This window comes from Nostoc sp. (assembly GCF_036917395.1).
Lineage (GTDB): Bacteria > Cyanobacteriota > Cyanobacteriia > Cyanobacteriales > Nostocaceae > Nostoc.
Genome location: NZ_JBALDI010000016.1, coordinates 16997 through 38544 on the forward strand (window position 1 = coordinate 16997; position 21548 = coordinate 38544).

Consider the following 21548-nt stretch of genomic DNA (forward strand, 5'->3'; position numbering starts at 1 on the left):
TTTAAACATTGACGAGATAAAGCTGAAAGTCTTTGATGATGTGGAGCATCTTGAAATCAGACACTAATTGGCTATGAGAGCCTTGTTGATAACACACGAGTGCGTTTTTCACCCGAAAGCTTTATGTCTAATGTTTTGGGACATTTTCTGACGGCGAACTCAGGTTAAAAAATAAAAAAGGTAGGACTTCCTACCTTTTACCCAAAAAAAGCATTTTGTAACCAAATACCAAATTAAATATCACACACGCTTTTGACGTGTCTATTGCAAAACTATGACGAGCGTATGACACTTAATTTGTAATGGACTTCGCTATTCCTCCCAATTGCAATCCAGCCGGATAGCTACCTTCCTCTTTGACCCGCTTAATTTCAGCATCCGTTATTCGCAAATTTAATTTCTGTGCCAACGATCGCACAATATCTCCCCGGTCAATTACACCAGCTACGGCACCAGCGGGAGAAAGCACGGTAATTCGAGGTAACTGCTCATTTTCTAGCTTGTTAATGACCTCAGCTATCGTTGTTGCTTCAGCAACAGTGGGTATTTCTGTCAGGGGATGCACAATGCTGTGTAAGGTTTGGGTTTCCCATTCGCTCCTTTGGGTCAAACGAAAATCGTCAATGGAAACTAGACCCCGGTAACGTCCATCAGAAGCAGCAAAATAAACCTGTGAGGGAGCGGTTTCCAATAGGTATAAATCGGCAAAGGAACGTAATGTCTGGTCAGCATCAACAACGCGAAAATCACGCGTCATCGCATCAGCCGCCACCACCTTGAGCAAGCTTTCTTGCAATGTAGTCACATTGTCATAGCTGTTAGCGTTGCGGACAGCAAACCAACCTAACAGCGCAATCCACAAACCAACTACTAACTCTCTGGTCAAAAAATCTACAACAAATCCTAGAGCGATCGCACCATAACCCAATATTTGCCCAGCCTTTGCCGCCCAGTGTACGGCTTGAAAACGATTACCTGTCATTTGCCATAGTGCTGCTTTTAACACTTGCCCTCCATCTAAAGGTAAGCCTGGAATCAGGTTAAATAGAGCCACCACCAAGTTAATTCTCGCCAAATCTCCAACCATAACACTGAGTGGACTAGTATCAGGTATTACAATTACTCCCAACCGGAGCAGGAAAAATAGTATGATACTCACCGAAGGCCCAGCGATCGCTACTTGAAAGGCTTTGAAAGGAGTTTTAGATTCTTCTTCAATAGCAGCAATCCCGCCAAACAGAAATAGGGTAATTGAATTAACTTTAATGCCTTGCGATCGGGCTACCAAGCTGTGACCCAACTCATGTAGCAACACCGAACCAAATAGCAACAGTGCCATAACTATTCCAGCACTCCAAGCTATGACGTTTCCCCATTCCTGATAAGCTACCCCAAAATTGAGAGTTGCCAACCCTAAAATCACAAACCATAACGGGTCTAAAAACAGGGGAATTCCAAATAAAGACCCAATTTTCCAATTTGTTTGCATTACATTGTCCTAAAACTAGATATCGCCAGTAGTTTTTATACCGAGATACTACACATAGTTGTATACACATTTATATTGAGCATCAATTCGGTAGTGCCGACGTGACGAAATGCTCTTATTTCTACAATAGACAATTAATGCCTGTGAGCAAAACTCTAGAGTGGGGCATGGGGGAGCCACTGCGTTGGACGGGTTTCCCGGCTTGTTCGCGTAGCGTCTCCCTTAGGAGAAGCAAGTGGCGTCATCGGGCATAAGTTATTTCTTCCCTACTCCCCCTGCCCAAAATCGTTTTTAGGAGTTTTGTATTGATCGTGGCGTTACTTGTAACGCCTTTGTCATTGCAAAACTATAGACGACCGATGTTAGTCAGTCCTAAAACGATGCCAATACCGATAACATGACCAAAAGCCATCGCTGCAACGAATGTTGGAACACTGATCGGCAGGATAGGGAACTTGGGGCCAACTAGGGGTTTTTCAATCCTAGTACTTAGTAAAAGCACTACTAAGCTGCTGATGCTGATGATGATCCCAACTGTAGGATTCCACGCAGGTGTTGCGGGAACAGATGCAGCGGCTGCTACTAAAATAGATAAAGTCAAGCTTTTGTCTCCTAAATGGAAAAGTTTATCTAGACCTACAAGATTATAAAATTACCAAGGCCCAAAAGTTTTTTAGATAGTTTAGACTTTTCAAATGATTATTTTAAATTTGTTAGATTTTCATGCGTGTTAAGATTTGCGGCATCACTCAACCACAGCAGTCTATAGCGATCGCCTCTCTGGGCGCAACGGCATTAGGATTTATTTGTGTACCAACCTCACCTCGCTACGTTACCGTATCCCAAATTCGGGCAGCAGTAGCAGAACTACCGGCAAATATTGACACAATTGGTGTTTTTGCCAACGCTAGTATCCCCGAAATCAGTCAGATTGTTGCTGATTCGGGGTTGACTGGTGTCCAGTTACACGGAGATGAATCACCAGACTTTTGCTACCAGTTACGTCAATCTTTATCCAATATCGAAATTCTTAAAGCGCTCAGAATTGGTAGTCTTGAGCATCTTGACACAGCAGATAATTACATAAAATACGTGGATACTTTACTACTTGACGCCTACCATCCGCAACAACTGGGTGGTACAGGCAAAACCTTAGATTGGACGATGCTAGAACAATTTAGCCCTAGTTGCCCTTGGTTTTTGGCTGGAGGACTAACAGCAGATAATATTGTGGAAGCCCTGAGTCAGGTTAATCCTAGCGGCGTTGATTTATCTAGTGGTGTGGAACGTTCACCTGGAAATAAAGATTTAGATAAAGTAGCCAAGTTGTTTGAGAAATTGGGGAGTAGGGAGTAAGGAGAGCAGGGAGAGCAGGGGGAGCAGAGGAGAAGTTGTAGTAAGTCTTTCCCCTTTGCCCTTCTGCCTCTTGTGCCTAATGCCCACTCCCCATTCCTTAAAAGAACGCTGCTTGGTGGCGAATCAAGTTAAAAAATTCTTCACGGGTTTTCTGCTCCTCTTGAAACACACCAACCATTGCGCTAGTCACAGTCCAAGAACCTGGTTTCTGGACGCCCCGCATCACCATACACATATGGCTAGCTTCCATCACAACGGCGACACCTTGAGGTTCTAGAATGGTTTGGATTGCTTCGGCAATTTGGCGGGTTAGCCTTTCCTGTACTTGCAAGCGGCGAGAATACATCTCAACAATGCGAGCCAGTTTACTCAGTCCCACAACTTTTTGGTTGGGGATATAAGCAACGTGTGCTCTACCCATAAATGGCAGCATATGATGTTCGCACAGACTAAAGAAATTAATATCTCTAATTAGTACCATCTCGTTATGTCCCTCATCAAAGATGGCATCGTTAACGAGTTCTTCAAGGGATTGGTTGTAGCCACTGGTAAGAAACCGCATTGCCTCGGCCACTCGCTTGGGTGTTTTGAGGAGTCCTTCGCGTTCGGGGTCTTCGCCAACTCCCAATATTAGTGTCCGCACGGCATCCTCCATTTCCTCCATCTGTTCCTCTTTGGGTGGGAATACATCCGCTTGTCGCCCGTTATTAGTATTGCGATCGGGTCTAGGAGTTATGGCTTCTGCCAAATCGGGAATTAGAGGTGATTGAGAGTAATTGGAACCGTTGGAACTAGCAATAGTCATGATTGAGTCTTGGTTATAGTTTGAATTTAGTTAGGAGTTGTGAATTATGAGTTAAAAATTCTAATTCTTAACTCCTAACTCCTAACTCCTAACTTCGCAATTAGAGTGCGCCAGCGCTGGGCATTAGGGTCAATTCATCAATAACTACCTGTTGTGGCAACAGAACTGTGTAAAGAATTGACTGAGCCACAATTTCCGGGGTTAACATCTTGGAACGGTCTAAGTTGGCATGGACTGTTTCTGTGTCCCAAAGTTCGGTATTGACTGCCCCAGGACAAATAACCGTGACACGAATGCCGTAGGTGCGTTCTTCTTGTGCCAGGGTTTGAGAGAGGGCGATCAAACCAGCCTTGCTGACGCTGTATGCTCCCCAACCGGGAAACAGTTGCTTGGCGGCAATTGAGGCAATGTTGATAATTGTGCCTGTACCCCGATCGCGCATTGAAGGCAAAATCCCTATAATGCACTGAAACACGCTGGTAAGATTCAAGTTAATTACCTGCTGCCAGTCCTCTAGGGGGGTTTGGCTCAAAGTAGCTGTATATGCTATGCCAGAACTGTTTACCAGAATGTCTATATCACCAAAGTCAAGGGCGATCGCTTGGATCTTTTCTTTTACTTCAAAGACCCGCTCTAAATCTACAACATAAGCTTTCGCTTCCACCCCAGTGTGCTGTACAGCTTCTCTTACCGCCTCCAACTTATCCAAAGAACGGCTGACTAAAGCCACATCTATTCCCGCTTTTGCAAAGGCTAAAGCCGTTGCTTTCCCAATTCCACTACTGGCCCCAGTAATCAGGGCGCGTCGTTTTTGCTCAACACTCATGGTGTCTCCCAATTTTTGGGCAGTTCCCAAAGCCTATTACCACCCCATTATTCACACTTCTCGGTTTGGATAGATTAAAGGAATCTAAAAATCTGATGATTTTCATTCAGCAACTGCTACAATGCAGTGCAATAGTCGGTATTTTATGGGTTTTTCCAGTAAAGACAACAAATCATCGCCCGTTAAATCACACCGTCGACTCAAATTAGATTACTTAATAATATAAAAGCTATTCAATCAACTTGAGTATATTTGCCAAACATGCGAATGCCTATGGCTAGATTGTTAAAAATCTTTAAGCACATAGGCAATTATAACATTGCTGCTCGGCTAATCTTAGTGGGCAACTTCTGTAAAAACACCAATTTTGCGGAATTTATCATACCGCAGTTGGCGGCGTTCTGGAGCGGTTAAACGATTGAGTTCGTCCAAATTTTCCAGCAGCACTTGCTTGAGAGTGGTAGCGGCTTTTAAAGGGTCAGAATGAGCGCCACCAGTGGGTTCAGGTAATATTTGGTCGATAATTCCCAACTTTTTCAGGTCGTGGGAAATAATTTTCAGAGCAACAGCGGCTTGGGGAGCCTTAGCGGCATCTTTCCACAAAATGGCAGCACAGGCTTCGGGAGTGGCAACGGTATAAACGGAGTGTTCAAACATTAGCAGGCGATCGCCTACACCAATACCGAGTGCGCCGCCAGAACCGCCCTCACCGATGACTGTGCAGATAATTGGCACATCTAAGCAGAACATTTCCCGCAAGTTGTAGGCGATCGCCTCTCCTTGACCTTGGTGTTCTGCTTCCACCCCAGACCAAGCTCCTGGCGTGTCGATAAAGGTTAGTATTGGCATACTAAACTTGTTGGCGTGTTCCATCAACCGCATCGCCTTGCGGTAGCCGCCAGGGTAAGGCATTCCAAAGTTACGGGCAATATTGTCTTTGGTATCGCGACCTTTTTGATGACCCAACATCACCACAGGTTGCCCACTCAGACGACCGACACCACCAACTAAAGCCGGATCGTCACCACCACAGCGATCGCCATGCAATTCCATCCATTCATCACTAATAGCCTGAATGTAATCGAGAGTACTGGGGCGACGCGGATGACGAGCGACTTGCAATCGCTGGGACGGGGATAGACTAGTGAAAATTTCCTCACGCAGTTGCATGGCGCGTGCTTCTAGTTGACGAATTTGACCAGAAACATCGACACCATTTTCTTCTGCAAGTTGCCGAATTTGATCAATTCGGGTTGCGAGTTCTGCTAGGGGTTTTTCAAAATCTAACAGTAGCGGTTTACGCTCGGTAGTTGCCATCGTAGGGGTTATAGTTACGAGTTATGAGTTATTTCTATCAGGACTGAGCAGTGAGAAGTGAGGAGCCAGGAGTGAGGTTTGAGAAGGTGTGGACTTATGAAAGTTATTAACTCTTAACTCCTGTACAGACGCGATTAATCGCGTCTCTACTCCTAACTCTTAACTGTTAAACCAGCAGTGGTCTAAATCCATGTTTTACTGACACCCGACCAATCTGCTCCATTTTGTCTACGGTAATCTGATTTCGCCCCCACGAAAAGTTCGTGTATAACTTCTCAAATTCCAACAGCATTGATTCGGCAAAACAAGCAAACAACTGGCGGGCTGGCACGTCCATATTGACTATTTTCATAATTTTCCAGTCAATATCCAGGGAATGTTCTACAATTCCACCATTTAACACGTGTACACCAGGATACTGAATTTTCGTTGCTAAGTTTTTAGGATAGCCACCATCAATCAACAAACAGGGTTGTTTCAAAGTCGTGGGGTCAATTTCCACGCCTTTGGGCATACTCGCAACCCAAACTACAACATCAGCTAGGGGTAGTGCTTCTGTCAAACCGATGATTTTTCCCCGCCCCAGTTCGCCTTGCAACTCTTTGAGACGTTCTTGATCACGGGCTATCAACAAAAGTTCTTTAACATCTGTTCTCGCATCTAGCCAGCGTGTAACTGCACTACCAATATCACCAGTTGCTCCACATATAGCAACTGTCGCGTTTGATAGATCAATTCCCAGTTGTTTTGACGCTTCTTCCACCTGCTTACAAATAATGTAGGCAGTGTGCGTGTTTCCTGTGGTGAAGCGTTCAAACTCTAGTTTGATGTTGCGGACTTGGCTAAACTGCTCTAACTTAAAATTTTCAAAAATAATCGAGGAAAATCCGCCTAAAGCTGTGATGTTAATACCGTGCTTTTGTGCATGGGCCATAGCGTTGAGGATTTTGCGCGTTGCAGCTTTGATGCGGCGACTAGCTAGCATCTCCGGCAGAAAGCAAGATTCTACATACCGTCCTTCAATTTGTTGCCCAGTTACACTAGTGACAATAATGCTATCAACAATTTGCGGCGGGGCGCTGCACCAGAAGTCTAGCCCTTGATCGGCATATTCTGGGTATCCCAATTCTTGAGCTACCGCTTGAGCGTGTTCTAAACTAGTCAGATGTCCAATTAGACCAAACATGTAATAATTATTAGGCTTATGCTGTCTTGAGCGCGTGTAAATTTTGTGGAGTTAGGAGTTAGGAGTACGATTCATAATTTCTCACTGATCATTCCTCACTGGAGGCGGAGCATTACCGGCTCCGCTTCTAACTTTTTATTAAGCGGCTATGAGTCCGTAAGCTGACAAGCGCATAATATCGCGAGTCGTGAAACCGATGTTACTCAATGCTTCACCATACTGAATCATAAAATCTTCTACTAAAGCATCTTTTTCCATTGCCATTGTGTGGGCATCACCCTCTACTTGGTTGAGCATTCTCCAGACGATGGGTAGGTTCTGGCGATTTGCTTGCTCTAGTTCAGCTTTGGATTCTGTAAAGTGTTCTTTCAACCAAACTTCTCCAAAGTTGAGGTGGCTATATTCTTCTTTTACTACTCCCTCAGTGATTTTACGGGCAAAATCATCGGCAACAGGGATGTAAATGTTATATGCAGCGATCGCAAAACATTCAATAATCAAAGACTGAATTAACAGACAAGTAACGACGTTACCGGATGCTGCCGCTGTTTGGAAATTTTGGTGTAGTCCAGAGAAAAACTCCTTGGCGAATTGCAAATCTGGAGTTACTTTCAAATTGCGCCCACAAGCTTCAAATCCTTTCTTGTGGCGACTTTCCATCTTAGAGAGGCGAATCAATTCATCATGAGATTCCGGCAGCAGTTGGGCTAGTGTGATGTAATTCTCATGGGCTTCTTGTTCCCCTTCAATCACGATCGCATTAATCCGGCTATAAGCATCTTTGTATGTTTCGCTCTTGAAATCTAATCCTTTAAATTCGTCTGTAAGCTGCTGCATGGTATGTTTACTCCTGTAAAACTGAATTATTTGATACCAGGATTCAATCTACCCTCTGAACTGAGGGTAACAATCACTGTGGTTTAATTTAACTTAACAAGTAGACTATGTTTATAGATTAATTGTTGCTGGGGGCAATGCTCTAGTACTAGCGAAACAAATGCTTTGCATCTTAAGTAATGTCCAAGCCAAACCCGAATCTGAAATCTGGGGATTTTTTGAGCCTAGTAGTCTTACTGCTAGGGGCATTTGTCGTTCTACTCCCTCTATTTGTAGTCTTTCTCACCTCCTTTGCACCGCCGGTAGCCAGTCTGGGAAATTTATCCAAAAATAACTGGTCTTTAGCTAATTACCGCGTTGCATGGCAACAGGGAAAATTTTTGCTGGCGTTTGCTAATTCTACCTTGGTAGCGATCGCTGTGACGGCGTTTCAGATTGTCACTTCTGCTTTGGCTGGTTACGCCCTAGCACGGCTAAAGTTTCGGGGACGCCAAGCGCTGCTATTGGTGGTTTTAGCAACTTTGGTGATTCCCTTTCAGTTATTGGTGATTCCCATCTTTTTGGTTTTGAAGTGGGGACACCTGATAAATACCTATGGGGCGCTGATTTTACCCACTGCTGTCAACGGCTTTGGGATTTTCTTGTTACGTCAGTATTTCCAGACAATTCCGGTGGAGTTAGAGGAAGCCGCAGCTATAGATGGGGCGAACCGACTGCAAATTTTGTGGCGAGTGATGTTACCTTTAGCCCGTCCGGCGTTGGTGACGCTGTTTTTGTTTACCTTCATCGGCGAATGGAATGATTTGTTTAAGCCTTTGGTGTTTACCACACGTCCCGAATTAAGAACGGTGCAACTGGCGTTGGCTGAGTTTCAAGAGCAATTTACGAATAATTGGCCTTTGATGATGGCGGCGGTGACGATCGCGACAGTTCCAGTGATGGTATTATTTCTCATCGGTCAGCGTCAGTTTATTCAGGGTATTGCTGCGACAGGGATTAAGAATTAGTAAAGCAAGTTATCCGAATTTTATATTTTGCGGAAAGTTTGAGCAAAGATTTTCACCACTCAGACTTCTCTCCATCCCGCAAGAAGTAGTTAGATATTTTTTTATTTGCAGGTCTCTTATAGATCAGCAATGCCTAAAGGAAATCCAGCAGTCAAATATTAAGTTTGATGACACTATGCGTAATTATTATTAGCCAAGCTGAAGCAACAATTATACATATCCTGTAGGAAATGGAAACAGTCATGAACCCTGAAACATTACAGCAGTTACAAGACGAAGTTCAACAGAAACTGCTTGAAAGCGTTAATAACGCTGGCTTATATGCAGTGCTTGAGAAGTACGGAGTATTAGATGATAGAGCTCTGGTAGTTCAGTGGCAGTGCAATCTTGATCCAAATAAAATCAAATCTGGTAATGCAGGCACAGAACAGGAAATTGTGCTAACGCAATATTCCTGGTGTATTCCTTGCCCAACTGGCAACCCTTACGGTTGTAACTGCTAAATAGTTTAGTCTCCGTACTATAAAGAGTTTATTATAGTGAGTATAAAAATGCTAAACTTTGCATTTACTAGTTAGGCTAAAGAGATAATCCTAAGTATCACCATACCTAATTAGCAAAGAGCAGTATTTCAATATACTCTTAGTTTTTGGGTGCAAGTTTGTGATGTCTCGATACCGAAGCAGTTGGTGCTGGGAGTTAGGCATAGTGAGTACTTTAGCAATTGCTGGAGTGCTCACTTTCTTTGAGAGTTTTGCCTTAGCCCAAATACAAAAAGATGGCACACTTGGATCTGAAAGTTCAATCATTACACCAAAACTAATCGATGGTCAGCCTACAGACCAGATTGATGGTGGGGCAGTTCGTGGTACAAATTTGTTCCACAGCTTTGAACAGTTTTCTGTCTCTGCGGGAAGGACAGCCCACTTTAACAATGCAGGAGATATTCAAAACATCATCAGTCGGGTGACAGGCAATTCTATTTCTAATATAGATGGCATTCTGAAAGCTAACGGCACAGCCAACCTGTTTCTAATTAATCCTAACGGCATTGTTTTTGGGCCCAATGCTTCTTTAAATATCAACGGTTCATTTGTTGCAAGTACAGCGAGTAGTCTGAACTTTGCTGACGGTACAAAATTTAGTGCTACATCTCCTCAAACTACACCCTTACTGACAGTAAGTATTCCCATTGGTTTACAATTCGGAGCAACTGCGGCTCCCATCCGCAATCAATCCCAAGCAAAACCAGGTGGCGCAACTAATTACTTTGGAAAAGGCGTTGGTCTACAGGTGCAGCAAGACAAAACGTTGGCACTTATAGGCGGTGATATAACGCTAGATGGGGGAAATATCACAGCAAACGACGGAAGCGTTGAGTTAGGAAGCGTCGCTGGTAATAGTCTGGTCAGTTTAAGTCCAACGAACCAAGGTTGGGCATTTGGATATGAAGGTGTTCCAAATTTCCAGAACATCGAATTAATCAAATCGAACCAAATTTCATCCACCATCGATACTCATGGAGACAGTGGTGGCAATATCCAGATGCAAGGGAAGCTTGTGTGGATAGCTGGCAGTTTCGTAATTCTAGCTTATCCCTTGCAAGATCAGTCAGGGGGGAATGTGACACTGAACGCCTCAGACTCTGTAGTAGTTGAGCAAGATGCCCAACTGTTTACTCAGAGTTTCTCCACCGAAAACTCTGGAAACATAAATGTCACTACTAAAAAGTTGGTGGTCAGAGATGGAGGACAATTGTACGGGCAATTGACCATAAACGCCTCAGATTCCGTGGAACTAATCGGCGGCACCTCCATTCCTGTCTTGCGAGATGGTAGTGATTTAATATCGAGTGGATTATTTAGTGCAACTTATAGTGATAAAAACGCTGGCAGCATCACAATTAATACTGGAAAGTTGCGTATCGAGGGAGGGGCAAGAATATCAACAAGCTCTGAGGGCATATATAAGTATATCATTAACCAACTTATACCAGCAAATACAGGAAAAGCAGGAAATTTGACGGTAAACGCCTCTGAATCAGTAAAACTAATTGGAACCTCACCAAATGGTTCTAGACTCAGTGGGTTGTTTTCTGGAACTGAAGGGCCTGGAGATGGCGGAAACTTGACTTTAACTACAGGGCGATTGATTATCAAGGATGGGGCTGCAATAACTGTGAGCAGCCAAGCTAGAAAAAATGTAATATATATCGGAGATCCAAATAACTTAGGGAAAGCAGGCGATTTAAATATAACCGCTCGTTCCATACTTCTGGACAACAAAGGGAAACTTACATCTGAAACCGAATCAGGTCGAGGCGGGAATATTACGCTACAGGTGCGGGACTTATTATTGATGCGCCGCGAAAGTAAAATAACCACTAACGCAGGTACAGCAAGGCTTAGTGGAGATGGCGGTAATATCATCATCAATGCACCCAATGGCTTCATCGTCGCGCCTCCCTCTGGAAATAGTGATATCACTGCCAATGCCTTCTCTGGCTCAGGTGGTAAAATCACAATCACCGCTAAGAACATCTTTGGTTTTGTGCCACGCACAGGTGCAGACGTAGAGAAGCTTGATTTAACAGGCAAAAAAAACCCGAATAACCTACCAACAAATGACATTACGGCGTTTTCTCAGCAAAACCCTTCATTAAATGGCACAGTCCAAATCAACTCACCAGATGCTGACCCCAGTAGGGGATTAGTGGAACTACCCGTAAATTTGGTTGATGCTTCGCAGCAGATTGTTGCTGATTGTAATTCGGGTGCAAAAATAGCCAGGAGTTCATTTATTAGGACTGGGCGTGGAGGACTAATAGCCGATCCCACGCAGCCATTGATAGCTGATGATGCGGTGCTGGCAAATTGGATCACACTCTCTCCAGAAAGTCAGAATCGTGCTGGCGGTATTCACAAAAGAGCGGTTGTTCAGGTGCAGCAAAATACAGAAGATAAATCACAGAAAGTTAATTCTGTCAATGAACCTACTCAAATTGTGGAAGCCCAAGGGTGGGTTATAGATGCTAATGGGAACGTGGTTCTGGTTGCTCAAGTACCCACGGCGACGCCCCATAACTCTTGGCTCAACACTGCATCTTGCGCTGCTAATTAAAAATTGAGATTCTCGTAATTTTTGTTAGTGCGATCGCACCTCCTACTAAACTCAGCTATGGGTGCAATCGCTAATTCGCTATCACCTTCATGCAAGCGATCGCACCTCCTACTAAACTCAGCTATGGGTGCGATCGCTCATTCGCTATAACCTTTATGCAAGCGATCGCCCTTTGTAATAAATTAAGCTGTGGGTGCGTTGGCGTAGCCCACCAAAGGTATCGCAGATTTCATCATCCTCAACACCCACACAAAAAACATATTTGATTTTGTGGCGGGATGAGAAAGATGAAATGGGTAATGGTAAGGCTTTAGCTTGTGGGCTTATGCAAACAGTAAGCAGAGTGTGAGAGTTGAGGAGGTATCAATTACTCAATCCTCTTGAGTGATCAACGGTTAGTAGCCAGATTTATGAATGCTTTAAGGAAATCCACCAGAAATATATGAAGTTTTATTACACAATACGAAATTATTACTAGCCAAGCTGAAGTCATAATTATCGGAGTTCGCAAGAGCAATAGATAACCTAATGCTTTCGTGCCACTCTAAACTCTGTATCGTTGATTCCTTCATTGCCAAACTGTACTAATTAAAGTCACGTTAATTTAGTACATCACAAGATAAGTTCACACATTTACCAGTCTGCAAGGAAAGTAAAATTTATGGAATCTCAAACTTCACAACAAGCATCTCTGGATTCTCAAAAGTTAGAGCAGTTACAAGACGAGATTCGGCAGGAAATGCGCGATATAATCCAGAATTCAAAACTAACTAAGGTATTAGAAAAGTACGGTATTTCAAAAAAGAATGCCTTGAAAATTGAATGCAGTATTAATCTAACTAAAACTCCATTGAATGATACGAACTGTTCATTCTTAATTCCTGGCAAACATATCGTATTATCGACATGCTGCCTTGAAGGTGAAATTTGTGTGAAGTGCAAACCATAATAGTTAATAATTATAGGTTGTGTTTCGCTGTTACTCTACCCAACCTACGCAAATTTAGGTTTGAGTTTTTAACTGAATATATTGAGCTATAACTCCTATTGCTTTGCTGGGAAATTCTTATCAAACTACTACGTTTGTCTCAACATAACACAACCTTTATTGTTTACCAAAGTCCCATTTGTTAATATAGGTGAAGTGTAACCATTGTTCATTAACTGGTAGTACTTTTGAGCGGTGCAATATCCTGTATGAGTAATCTTTGGAGCTTATTTAAAAGTTTAGGAGTTGCAATAGCTTGTGCAATAGCTTTCTCTGGAAAGTCTGTTATTGCTCAAATTATCCCAGATGATACTCTATCTCCTCCTTCTCAAGTTATACCACAGGGCAAGACCACAATTATTGAAGGTGGAACTTCAGTAGGAAGCTATTTGTTCCACAGTTTTAAAGAGTTTTCTGTAGGTAATGGGACTACTGCTGAGTTTAGAAATGCTGAAAGTGTTGAGAATATTATTAGCCGAGTAACGGGGAAGTCTCCTTCTAATCTTGAAGGCATAATTAAAGCTCAATACAAAGCCAACCTGTTTCTAATTAATCCCAATGGGATTATTTTTGGTCCCAATGCTTCTTTAAACATCGGTGGTTCATTTGTTGCAAGTACGGCGAGTAGTCTGAACTTTGCCGATAGTACTCAGTTTAGTGCTACAGATCCCAAAAGCGTACCTCTGCTGAGAGTAAGTGTTCCCATTGGTTTACAATTTGGAGCAACTGCTAATCCCATCCTCAATCAATCGTCCCACCAAGTAAAATCAGATAGTACAAGTTCTCCTATAACCGTTGGTCTACAAGTAGAGCCTGGCAAAACCTTGGCACTTCTGGGCGGTAATATAACTCTAGAGGGCGGCAGTTTAACAGCAGAGTCGGGACAAATTGAGCTAGGAAGTGTTGCTGGTAATAGTTTGGTCAATCTTAACTTAACAGACCAAGCTTGGGCTTTGGGATATAAAGATGTCCAAGATTTCCAGAACATTCAACTAATTCAGAGGCAAGCTGATGACGGTTCTAAAATTCCATCTATTGTAAGTACGACTGGCAATAGTGGCGGTAATATTCAGGTACAGGGTAAGACAGTAGAACTAGCTGGCTATGGTGTGCGTTTGGCAAGTCAGACTAGGGGTAACATACCTGGCAAAGACTTAACAATTAATACAAGGAAATTAATTGTTCGAGATAGCGCTCAAGTAGGTACTTCTACTATAGGCGAGGGTGCGGCAGGAAATTTGATCGTGAATGCCTTTGAATCTGTAGAGCTGATTGGTAGCTTTGTCAGACCAGATAATAAAACTATTGTTAGTACATTGTTTAGTACAACTGGCGCTGAGGGAAAGGCCGGTGACATAACGATCAAAACTGGGAGATTACTTATTCAAGATGGAGCAGAGATATCAGCAGATTCTAGTGGAACGTTACAGAACTCACAACGGATATCAGCTACAGGCAAAGGAGGTAATATAGCTGTGAACGCTTTCGAGTCCGTAGAGCTCATTGGAACCACAGCACAAGGTGACCCTAGCATCTTGTCTGCTACAACTTTCGGTCTTGGCGAGTCTGGGAAAATTACAATTACTACAGGGAAATTGATTGTCCGGGATAAAGCTGAAATAAACGTGAGCGTTTTAGGGGATGGACGCAACCTAGGAAGAACATCAGGTGACATCAATGTAAGCGTTCGCTCCATCCTGCTCGACAACGAAGGAAAACTCAAATCTGATAGTGAATCAGGTAAGGGCGGAAATATTTCGCTACAGGTGCGGGACTTATTACTGATGCAGCGCAACAGTCAAATAACCACTAATGCCGAAGGTAATGGAGATGGCGGTAATATCACCATCAATGTATCTAATGGCTTCGTTGTCGCCCCTCCCTTGGGAAATAGCGATATCACCGCCAATGCCTTTTCTGGCTCTGGTGGTAAAATCACAATCACCGCTAAGAATATCTTTGGTTTTGTGCCACGCACCCGTACAGACTTAGAGAGGCTGTTAAACACTAAAGACCCAGAGCAACTAAAACCAAGTAAGGTTCAAACGAACGATATCACTGCATTTTCTCAGCAAAACCCTTCATTAAATGGCACAGTCCAAATCAACTCACCAGATGCTGACCCCAGTAGGGGATTAGTGGAACTACCCGTAAATTTGGTTGATGCTTCGCAGCAGATTGTTGCTGATTGTAATTCGGGTGCAAAAATAGCCAGGAGTTCATTTATTAGGACTGGGCGTGGAGGACTAATAGCCGATCCCACGCAGCCATTGATAGCTGATGATGCGGTGCTGGCAGATTGGATCACACTCTCTCCAGAAAGTCAGAATCATGCTGAGAGTATTCCGAAAAGAGCGGTTGTTCAGGCACAGCGAAATACAGAAGATAAATCACAGAAAGTTAATTCTGTCAATGAACCTACTCAAATTGTGGAAGCCCAAGGGTGGGTTATAGATGCTAATAGGAACGTGGTTCTGGTTGCTCAAGTACCCACGGCGACGCCCCATAACTCTTGGCTCAACACTGCATCTTGCGCTGCTAAGTAGACATGAGTTCGATAAACCTCTCCCTATCTTAAACTAAAGTTCAAGCCTGTTCCTCTTTGAGTTGGAGAGGGACAGGTTTTGGTAGTAAAACCTCTTAGAGGTCTTTGTCTGAAGTTGTTTTAGGATGAACGCAATCAGCAATTGCGTAGGTGTAGCCAGCCGTAGGCATCGCGAAAATCGCAAATGCGTAGGCGTAGCCCGCCGCAGGCATCGCCGAAATCGCAAATGTACATAACTTACGCATTGACAGATGAGACAATCAATGCAACATAGAAAATCAGAAAAGAATAAGCGATGCCTACGGTGGTCACTTAGCTAGGAAACCACAGAAGTCTGTTAATGAGGTCGATGTGAGCAAATTATGGAAGAGTGCTGATAAGTTCCCCTCTATCGTTTCCCAGTGGTCGCGAGTGCGAGTGACGGGAGGCAGCGAGACGAGTAAGAGAAAATGTAATGATTCCAATCATCAATTTAAAGATTAAATATCCTACCTTCCCACTTTTTGACATTTCTTACCAATGGCAATGAGAAGAATCACCCTCACACCTTACAGGGTATGAGGACAATAGGGTATTGATACCCTTGTTTTTTGAATGCTAGTTTAAACTATTTGCTTGCTCAACAGCTTCCTTTAACTCTTCAAAGGTAATACTACCGTCTTTGTCTGAATCATAATTTACTAGTAATTCCTGGGGACTAGTGGTATTTGTTTCTGATGAGATGATTGCACTTAAACCAGGACTTAAAAAGAGATCATTAATGGAGATTTTGCCGTCTTGATCCCTATCTAAGGTATTAAAAAGAGTTTGAAGCTCTTGCTCGGTTGTCATAAGTTTCTATCTGAATTAATTTTTTAATTTAATATCTCAAAATTTTGACAAAGACGCAAGGAAAGTTAACAGAACTTACGCATTGACAAATTAGACAATAAATGGATTTCTGTAATTAGGAAAAGAATAAGCGATGCCTACGGCGGGCTACGCCTACGTTAGTCAGCAGGAACTTGAAAGACGACTGGCGTCCGGCGAGCCACTCTTGTTGCATATGGCGTCAGAGGCTTTGAATTTTTCCCCCTTCCTGAAACGGGAAGGGGGTTAAATCTGTTTGCATACCTGTACCTCACCAGATTGAAAATGGCTATATCTAGAGGCTTTACCGAATTTGACTAGAGAAAGAGCCTCTAGATGGGCATTCCCATCCTCCGCATGGGAACGAGATCATACTCCTAACTCGTCTCCTGAATTTGCAAACGAATAGTGTGTTCAGTCGCACCACTAAGTTGCAATTCCATGATTTCACCACCCAGAGGTTCCAAGCAATTGAGGAGCGATCGCAAGTTGGGTGTACTTGCGCCAGTATCTACATATAATCGATCTGCTAAATTACTGATCCGTTTCCAAGTCATGTAAAGTTTAGCGATCGTTTGTTCAATTTGAGATGCTTGATTTACCAAATCAGCAGCAATGCTCAAACAGCCGACTCTTTGCGCTTCTTCTAAGGCTGTTTCAATGTCAACATCTTCCTGCGTCAACGCCTGCACTTGAGCCGCCCCTTTGAGATATTTCGCCAAGTTACGCGCTTCATTAGTTACCTGTTTCAGGGTATCCACATCAGGGTTAGCAGCAATTTCCTTTTGAATAAATTTTTGGTGCGATTCTGGCAGTTTTTCCATTTCCTTCACCAATGGGGCGATGTAGCGTGGGGGAAGGGTGTTATCTGCTGCTTTTTCCTTAACTGCTTCCGGTAGCAAATCTGAGGACATGGCTGTCCATTCATCGCTGAGTTGACGTACTTCCCGCCTGGTGATGCGATCGCCTTTTTGTGCAGCTTCACTCACCATCTGTTGCACTTGGGGCGATGCTTTGGAGGTTTCAACAAAAGCCCGTTTACTGAAGTTGTTCACAGATCCTGGGTCAAGTTTACCGTCTTCGATCAGAGTATCGGCACTATTCGCCAATTGAATCCAGGCATAAGCTTGACTTTTGCTGATTTCCCGCTCTTTTAGCCATCGCAGAAAGCCAGTACCGCGTCCGTCACCACCGACTTTCTCTCTGTCGCGGATAGCCCGTAAAATTCGCCCCCGCCAGATTTCAGTTTGCAAATCAAAGCGATCGCATACCTGCCAAGCTATTTCTAGCTGCTCTTGAAAATCTGACTCTAGAATCTGTTCATCTTCTGGATCGGGCAGTTTAAAGGTAATATCTGCTGGCTGCTGTAAAGCAGCAGCAAGGTCGTTGATGGAGTCGGTGTCTTGCACGATTGATGACTAACTAGTGGATGCGATCGGCTTATTATGCCACAATCTGTGAACTCTCACTTAAGGGGAGTACGGTATTTTGAGTTACAACAAATATAGTAGGAAGGGGTAAACCACCTCTGGAACTCAATTTTGGATTTGGGATTTTGGATTTGAGATTTTGGATTTGGGATTTTGGATTGAGCCACGTTACATGAATTCAGGGGCTATCGAGCAATAATTTTAGATTTGTTCTCGCATTTTAATTCTCTTGCTTTCAGACTTTTTTAAATTTTGGACTTTCCTGCGGAACGCTACGCGTAGCAAGATCCCCGTAGGGGTATGGTGTGAGCGCTTAGTCGAACGCTTTTGAATTATTCAATTCCATTATCTAAAATTTAAAATCTAAAATCTAAAATTCGATGAAGTCTTTAATTAATCAGAGACAATAAAAATAAAACGATGAACCAGGTAGACTACCTCCGCATTAGCTTAATCGATCGCTGCAATTTTCGTTGTCAATACTGTATGCCAGAGGGAGTAGAACTGGACTATATTCTCAAACAACAGCTGTTGACTGATGAGGAACTGCTCACCTTAATTCAAGAGGTATTTATTCCAGTCGGCTTTAATCAGTTTCGTTTGACTGGGGGTGAACCCTTATTGCGTCCCCGTGTGGTGGATTTGGTCAGTGCGATCGCTTCTCTTCCCCAAACTCAAGACCTCTCAATGACCACCAACGGGTTTTTGCTGGCTCCGATGGCACAAAACCTTTACAATGCAGGTCTGCGACGAATTAATATTAGTCTTGACTCTCTTGATCCCGACATTTTTGACCAAATTATTGGTAATCAGGGTCGTTCTCGTTGGCAACAAGTTTGGCAGGGGATTCAAGCTGCTCATAACGTCGGATTCGACCCACTGAAGCTGAATGTGGTGGTAATTCCTGGCGTCAACGATCACGAAGTTCTAGATTTAGCCGCCCTGACAATTGACAAACAGTGGCACGTTCGATTTATTGAATTTATGCCCATTGGTAATGTGCATTTGTTTGGCGATCGCGGTTGGATATCTTCAGCCGATTTACGACAACAAATCCGCGATCATTGGGGCTTGACAGAATCTCAAGTTCGTGGTGCTGGCCCTGCTGATATCTTTAAAATTCCCGGTGCGAAGGGGACACTGGGATTTATTAGTCAAATGTCAGAATGTTTTTGCGATCGTTGTAACCGGATGCGCCTGAGTGCCGATGGCTGGCTGCGTCCCTGTTTATTGAATGAAACTGGTCAAATAGATTTAAAAACCGCTCTGCGTTCTGGTATCAGCACCGCTCAATTACAAGAGCAGGTGAGGCATTTACTCGGAATCAAGCCAGAAATTAATTTTAAAGAGCGCGATTCTGGCATTTTAGGTACATATACCCGTACCATGTCGCAAATTGGTGGATAAAAATAGTAAGGAGTTAGGAATTATTGTCTTTCAACTCATAACTCCTGTACAGACGCGATTAATCGCGTCTCTCCTAACTACAAACGCGATTAATCGCGTCTCTCTTACGCTTGTCGTGAGTAGTATTCCACCACAAGTAGTTCATTAACTTGTAATGCCACCCATTCCCTTTCAATAACACTGTTGACTTTACCAACCAACTTATTTTTGTCAAACTCTAAATGACTGGGGAGGTTAGCCAAACCGGGATATTGCAAGTTAGCTTCCACCAACTTCCGTGATTGTGCTCGATCCCTGACTGCAATTACTTCGCCAGGACGGCATTGGTAGCTGGCAATATTAACCACACGACCGTTAACAGTTACGTGACCGTGATTCACCAGTTGACGAGCTGAGGGGATAGTCGGGGCTATACCCAAGCGGAAAACGGTATTATCCAAGCGCATTTCTAGCAATTGCAGCAGCACTTGTCCAGTAGAACCAGTAACACGTCTGGCTTTCCGCACATAGCGCAGCAATTGCTTTTCAGTCAAACCGTAGTTGAAGCGGAGCTTTTGCTTTTCCTCTAGACGGATAGCATACTCAGAGCGCTTCTTGCGGTTCTGACCATGCTGACCTGGTGGGTAAGCGCGTCTAGCGCTTTTACGAGTCAATCCTGGTAAATCGCCCAAGCGGCGTACAATTCTGAGGCGTGGCCCTCTATATCGGGACATGAGTTTCCTTAATCTAATCCTGTTTAAACTTTACCCAGACGTTCCATTCTGACATTCCCCTGATTTATCATCAAGGGATTCTTGGTTTTTTGAAGCTGCTTGCCTTGGTATGACGTATCCTACCAAAGTAGAGGCATCAACTTTATACGCCAGTTGCTTTAAGTCGGTAAATCCGACATACTGGCTTCCAAGCCTGAATTCCGACGTGCCCCGCCGGACTCCTGCCAATAAGTTTTTTGTGTTTATTTAGTTTCGTAGGCTACTCAATCATCAGATTGGTTCACGCAGTATTCTTACTCTGAAATACTTTTTACGTTGCCTACTTATCTTTCAAACAGTTATATTAACACAATTTTGGGCATAATTAATTATGTCTATACCTTGCTGCCGCTGAAATTCTTTAATTGCAGAGGATTTTTAAAATATTTGAGTTAGCATAACCTTGGGTGTTTGGAGAATGGCAATGTCACAGAGCAAAAAAGTGGTTAATAGAGGTAAGAACAAACAAGCCAGTTCCACCTCCAGGATTTTAACAGTATCAGTTTTGGCTATAGCTGGATGGTTGACAACCAGCTTACCTCAGATTGCTGTTGCTGCCTCCTACAGCAATGATTATAGTGTCTGTGCGGGTCGCCTCCTAAAAGTAGGCGTCACGGCAGAAACTGCATCACAAGGTTGTGCAGGGGCACTGCGTCCAAGGGATTTGGCTTCTTGCGTGGTTAAAATTAATAAGAAAACCCAAATTGCCGCGACAGATGCGCTTTCTTATTGTGGGAAGGCCCGGCGTCCTGAGGAGTTAGCCACCTGTGTAGTTGGCGCCAGCTTAAGTACTAAGGAAGCAGCTAATCCGGCAGTTTTAGATTACTGTGGACGTAGTTTGTTGCCCGTGCGCTTTGGCCAGTGTGTGGTTGGCTTGGGTAGTCAAATCGACCTTCCCCCTGCTCAGGTGTTAGATACTTGTATCAGTGCTAGTGATAGTGTTGTTGGTGCTTCATCTTCGTCTACACCGCAGACTATAATACCTACGGGTTCAAGCCCAAGTCTCGAAACTACCCCAGTTCCAACACAACCGATTGTTCCGACACAACCGATTATTCCGACACAACCTGGCACTAATTAAATTACAGTGTTTTGTAATTGTTAGGACTTACGCATCAAGTACGAAATGTAGGAGCAAATCATGAATTGCCCCTACGGTAAATCAAGGTTTTCACTGCATTTTTGCGTAAGTCCTGATTGTAATTGACTGAAAATACAGGTTAATTAGTAGGGTGGGCATTACAATGCCCACCCTACTATGACTTGAACAACAATATTTTATTTTTGTATACAAAACCTGCCATAATTACTTTTCGCTTGCAAATTATGCAAACTAAATACTTACAATACAAAAATCACAAAACTGCTTGTGACTTTTGTACTACTAGAACACCAATTCAGTAATCCTTCGTGGAAGAACCTCTCCCCCAACCCCTCGATCTTGGCGTAAGCCTGCCGTTAGGCATAGTACAGAGGGGAATTTGGCTTGCTCAAGGGAGATGGGGGGTTAGGTTTTTGATTAGTGAATCGATGCTCTAGTACAGTATTACAGTGCAAATAGACCAACCATACCCCTACTTTTAAACTTTATCATTACTAACATTTTTTGAATCTTCTGCTTCGTTGCCATTCCG

General features: G+C 43.4%; 18 protein-coding genes. 8 read left to right on the forward strand and 10 right to left on the reverse strand.

Features of this window, described 5'->3' with window-relative positions:
- Positions 1 to 292: 292 nt before the first annotated feature.
- Together V7K46_RS08660 and psaK are read right to left on the reverse strand one after the other, a co-directional pair.
- Positions 293 to 1489: a site-2 protease family protein gene (locus V7K46_RS08660; protein ID WP_335112138.1), complete on the reverse strand. Its 1197-nt coding sequence runs from the start codon at positions 1487 to 1489 to the stop codon at positions 293 to 295.
- Positions 1490 to 1835: 346 nt separating this feature from the next.
- Positions 1836 to 2090, reverse strand: coding sequence for a photosystem I reaction center subunit PsaK (gene psaK, locus V7K46_RS08665; RefSeq protein WP_335112140.1), 255 nt, complete (start codon positions 2088 to 2090; stop codon positions 1836 to 1838).
- Between the two features lie 122 nt (positions 2091 to 2212).
- Here psaK and V7K46_RS08670 point away from each other — a divergent pair, with 122 nt between their 5' ends.
- Entirely contained in the window at positions 2213 to 2845 is a 633-nt protein-coding gene (locus V7K46_RS08670; RefSeq protein WP_335112142.1) for a phosphoribosylanthranilate isomerase, read from the forward strand.
- Positions 2846 to 2942: 97 nt separating this feature from the next.
- Here V7K46_RS08670 and folE read toward each other — a convergent pair whose 3' ends face one another.
- The 5 genes from folE to V7K46_RS08695 form a co-directional block, all read right to left on the reverse strand.
- On the reverse strand, positions 2943 to 3650 hold the full coding sequence (folE, locus tag V7K46_RS08675; protein ID WP_335112144.1) for a GTP cyclohydrolase I FolE: 708 nt from the start codon (positions 3648 to 3650) through the stop codon (positions 2943 to 2945).
- A 100-nt stretch (positions 3651 to 3750) separates the two neighbouring features.
- Entirely contained in the window at positions 3751 to 4476 is a 726-nt protein-coding gene (locus tag V7K46_RS08680) for an SDR family oxidoreductase (RefSeq protein WP_335112146.1), read from the reverse strand.
- 336 nt (positions 4477 to 4812) lie between these two features.
- Complete coding sequence (locus V7K46_RS08685) at positions 4813 to 5793, reverse strand: acetyl-CoA carboxylase carboxyltransferase subunit alpha (RefSeq protein ID WP_335112148.1); 981 nt, start codon at positions 5791 to 5793, stop codon at positions 4813 to 4815.
- Positions 5794 to 5959: 166 nt separating this feature from the next.
- Positions 5960 to 6979, reverse strand: coding sequence for a long-chain acyl-[acyl-carrier-protein] reductase (locus V7K46_RS08690; protein ID WP_334973947.1), 1020 nt, complete (start codon positions 6977 to 6979; stop codon positions 5960 to 5962).
- A gap of 138 nt (positions 6980 to 7117) precedes the next feature.
- Positions 7118 to 7816, reverse strand: a complete 699-nt coding sequence (locus V7K46_RS08695; protein WP_335112150.1) for an aldehyde oxygenase (deformylating) — start codon at positions 7814 to 7816, stop codon at positions 7118 to 7120.
- Between the two features lie 179 nt (positions 7817 to 7995).
- Here V7K46_RS08695 and V7K46_RS08700 point away from each other — a divergent pair, with 179 nt between their 5' ends.
- The 5 genes from V7K46_RS08700 to V7K46_RS08720 all read left to right on the forward strand — a co-directional run bounded on the left by V7K46_RS08700 (position 7996) and on the right by V7K46_RS08720 (position 15477).
- On the forward strand, positions 7996 to 8823 hold the full coding sequence (locus V7K46_RS08700) for a carbohydrate ABC transporter permease (RefSeq protein WP_335112152.1): 828 nt from the start codon (positions 7996 to 7998) through the stop codon (positions 8821 to 8823).
- Between the two features lie 242 nt (positions 8824 to 9065).
- Positions 9066 to 9326, forward strand: a complete 261-nt coding sequence (locus tag V7K46_RS08705) for a hypothetical protein (RefSeq protein WP_335112154.1) — start codon at positions 9066 to 9068, stop codon at positions 9324 to 9326.
- A gap of 163 nt (positions 9327 to 9489) precedes the next feature.
- Entirely contained in the window at positions 9490 to 11943 is a 2454-nt protein-coding gene (locus V7K46_RS08710) for a two-partner secretion domain-containing protein (protein WP_335112156.1), read from the forward strand.
- Between the two features lie 661 nt (positions 11944 to 12604).
- On the forward strand, positions 12605 to 12892 hold the full coding sequence (locus tag V7K46_RS08715; protein WP_335112158.1) for a hypothetical protein: 288 nt from the start codon (positions 12605 to 12607) through the stop codon (positions 12890 to 12892).
- A 248-nt stretch (positions 12893 to 13140) separates the two neighbouring features.
- On the forward strand, positions 13141 to 15477 hold the full coding sequence (locus V7K46_RS08720) for a two-partner secretion domain-containing protein (RefSeq protein ID WP_335112160.1): 2337 nt from the start codon (positions 13141 to 13143) through the stop codon (positions 15475 to 15477).
- 596 nt (positions 15478 to 16073) lie between these two features.
- Here the strand turns inward: V7K46_RS08720 and V7K46_RS08725 are convergent.
- Both V7K46_RS08725 and V7K46_RS08730 read right to left on the reverse strand, forming a co-directional pair.
- Positions 16074 to 16307, reverse strand: coding sequence for an EF-hand domain-containing protein (locus tag V7K46_RS08725; protein ID WP_335112162.1), 234 nt, complete (start codon positions 16305 to 16307; stop codon positions 16074 to 16076).
- Positions 16308 to 16702: 395 nt separating this feature from the next.
- Positions 16703 to 17734 (reverse strand): hypothetical protein, encoded by a 1032-nt coding sequence (locus tag V7K46_RS08730; RefSeq protein WP_335112164.1) that lies wholly within the window; start codon positions 17732 to 17734, stop codon positions 16703 to 16705.
- A gap of 441 nt (positions 17735 to 18175) precedes the next feature.
- Here V7K46_RS08730 and moaA point away from each other — a divergent pair, with 441 nt between their 5' ends.
- The gene (moaA, locus tag V7K46_RS08735) at positions 18176 to 19162 is read left to right on the forward strand and encodes a GTP 3',8-cyclase MoaA (protein ID WP_335112166.1); all 987 of its coding nucleotides are present in this window, start codon (positions 18176 to 18178) and stop codon (positions 19160 to 19162) included.
- Between the two features lie 104 nt (positions 19163 to 19266).
- Here the strand turns inward: moaA and rpsD are convergent, their stop codons facing one another.
- Positions 19267 to 19875, reverse strand: coding sequence for a 30S ribosomal protein S4 (gene rpsD / locus V7K46_RS08740; RefSeq protein ID WP_334804775.1), 609 nt, complete (start codon positions 19873 to 19875; stop codon positions 19267 to 19269).
- Positions 19876 to 20338: 463 nt separating this feature from the next.
- Between rpsD and V7K46_RS08745 the strand changes: the two genes are divergently transcribed.
- Entirely contained in the window at positions 20339 to 20995 is a 657-nt protein-coding gene (locus tag V7K46_RS08745; protein ID WP_442939814.1) for a hypothetical protein, read from the forward strand.
- The last annotated feature ends 553 nt before the right edge of the window (positions 20996 to 21548 follow it).

What these genes read in the sequence shown, in the direction of transcription:
- V7K46_RS08700 (WP_335112152.1), top strand. Translation starts at nt 7,996, where the DNA reads ATGTCCAAGCCAAACCCGAATCTGAAATCTGGGGATTTTTTGAGCCTA.
- V7K46_RS08690 (WP_334973947.1), bottom strand. Translation starts at nt 6,979, where the DNA reads ATGTTTGGTCTAATTGGACATCTGACTAGTTTAGAACACGCTCAAGCG.
- V7K46_RS08710 (WP_335112156.1), top strand. Translation starts at nt 9,490, where the DNA reads ATGTCTCGATACCGAAGCAGTTGGTGCTGGGAGTTAGGCATAGTGAGT.
- V7K46_RS08670 (WP_335112142.1), top strand. Translation starts at nt 2,213, where the DNA reads ATGCGTGTTAAGATTTGCGGCATCACTCAACCACAGCAGTCTATAGCG.
- V7K46_RS08705 (WP_335112154.1), top strand. Translation starts at nt 9,066, where the DNA reads ATGAACCCTGAAACATTACAGCAGTTACAAGACGAAGTTCAACAGAAA.
- V7K46_RS08745 (WP_442939814.1), top strand. Translation starts at nt 20,339, where the DNA reads ATGTCACAGAGCAAAAAAGTGGTTAATAGAGGTAAGAACAAACAAGCC.
- rpsD (WP_334804775.1), bottom strand. Translation starts at nt 19,875, where the DNA reads ATGTCCCGATATAGAGGGCCACGCCTCAGAATTGTACGCCGCTTGGGC.
- V7K46_RS08660 (WP_335112138.1), bottom strand. Translation starts at nt 1,489, where the DNA reads ATGCAAACAAATTGGAAAATTGGGTCTTTATTTGGAATTCCCCTGTTT.
- V7K46_RS08685 (WP_335112148.1), bottom strand. Translation starts at nt 5,793, where the DNA reads ATGGCAACTACCGAGCGTAAACCGCTACTGTTAGATTTTGAAAAACCC.
- V7K46_RS08680 (WP_335112146.1), bottom strand. Translation starts at nt 4,476, where the DNA reads ATGAGTGTTGAGCAAAAACGACGCGCCCTGATTACTGGGGCCAGTAGT.
- folE (WP_335112144.1), bottom strand. Translation starts at nt 3,650, where the DNA reads ATGACTATTGCTAGTTCCAACGGTTCCAATTACTCTCAATCACCTCTA.
- V7K46_RS08720 (WP_335112160.1), top strand. Translation starts at nt 13,141, where the DNA reads ATGAGTAATCTTTGGAGCTTATTTAAAAGTTTAGGAGTTGCAATAGCT.
- V7K46_RS08725 (WP_335112162.1), bottom strand. Translation starts at nt 16,307, where the DNA reads ATGACAACCGAGCAAGAGCTTCAAACTCTTTTTAATACCTTAGATAGG.
- V7K46_RS08715 (WP_335112158.1), top strand. Translation starts at nt 12,605, where the DNA reads ATGGAATCTCAAACTTCACAACAAGCATCTCTGGATTCTCAAAAGTTA.
- V7K46_RS08695 (WP_335112150.1), bottom strand. Translation starts at nt 7,816, where the DNA reads ATGCAGCAGCTTACAGACGAATTTAAAGGATTAGATTTCAAGAGCGAA.
- moaA (WP_335112166.1), top strand. Translation starts at nt 18,176, where the DNA reads ATGAACCAGGTAGACTACCTCCGCATTAGCTTAATCGATCGCTGCAAT.